General features: G+C 34.5%; 1 protein-coding gene and 1 pseudogene. Both read right to left on the bottom strand.

Annotated features, from left to right (window positions below):
• Positions 1–115 (bottom strand): annotated as a pseudogene (locus tag RT405_RS03160) (sulfite exporter TauE/SafE family protein); the annotation flags it as partial.
• 121 nt (positions 116–236) lie between these two features.
• Positions 237–1,070 (bottom strand): nucleotidyltransferase domain-containing protein (locus RT405_RS03155; RefSeq protein WP_313467488.1); only part of this gene is annotated, 834 nt, incomplete at its 5' end.

Raw genomic sequence — 1,070 nt, 5'->3', positions numbered from 1 at the left:
CAACCGTAAATCCGCCTAAACCAATCAACGCAATTGAGGTAGACAAATTAATTGGCAATAAAGCCAATAATGGCATACTGACAATCGAATCCCCAAAACCAAAAACTGCCCGCATCAGCGAGCCCAGAAAAACTATCCCTACTACTAATAAAATAAGTTCTGTATCCATGGAAGACCCCTTTACTATATAATTGTGCTTCTTTCTTTATCGAAACTTATTATTGATTTGCCTTATTCTATATTGGCAAATTTCTAACCTTTTTAGGATTATAAACCTGCAACCATTTTTCAGCTTCATTTATCATCCAATTTCCCATTTCATTTAAAAAAACAAGGATTTCATCAGCATTTCTACTTGGTTTAATAGCATACTTAAGTGCTTGTCTCAACTCATTTTCCTTCTCTGGATAATACTTAGAAAATGCTTTATAAGCTGGGAATAAATCTCTTGTATACTGATGTTCTTCCTCTATCACAAGTGCAAGCCCTGCTCTAACAATAATTTTCATTATCCATCCGCAGCAGTCTAAAATATCTTCAGTATCTTCATTGCCCTCGAGTTCTTTCATTGCTTGCTCCACTTGTTCCTTTAGATTGACGAGGTGTTCATTCCCCAGTGTCTTGTCTGCTTTGTAATTAGGTAAATCGTTCTTTAAATCTTTTCCAAATACACAAACACTATGCGTTTTTATCATAAATGGAATAATTGAAAAAGTAGTGGTGTCTAAAATGTCTTCAATCGTATAAAAGCTAAACTCCACTCCATTTACAAAATCAACTTTTTTATTTAATTCTTGCTCAGCCTCGTTTACCCAACTTAAGTCAATATCATTAGTATCTCTATTGGTAATCGCAATTGTATCCAAGTCCGAAACGTTAGCGATACCTAAACCACGAGGAATTGAGCCCCTAACATACACACTATGTAAGTCCGTTTTTAAGTGGCTTTGATACTTTTCTATTACCTCTTCTATTATTTTGTAGTACTCAGGATCAATCTTCTGCAGATTTGAATCATTGATTATATAGCCGTTATCATCGGTTGGGCAAAAACATCCAATATTTTTAAT

It is taken from the genome of Carnobacterium sp., from assembly GCF_032094055.1.
Lineage (GTDB): Bacteria > Bacillota > Bacilli > Lactobacillales > Carnobacteriaceae > Carnobacterium_A.
The sequence above is the reverse complement of the archived record's forward strand: the minus strand, read 5'-3'. Positions and strand labels throughout refer to the sequence as shown.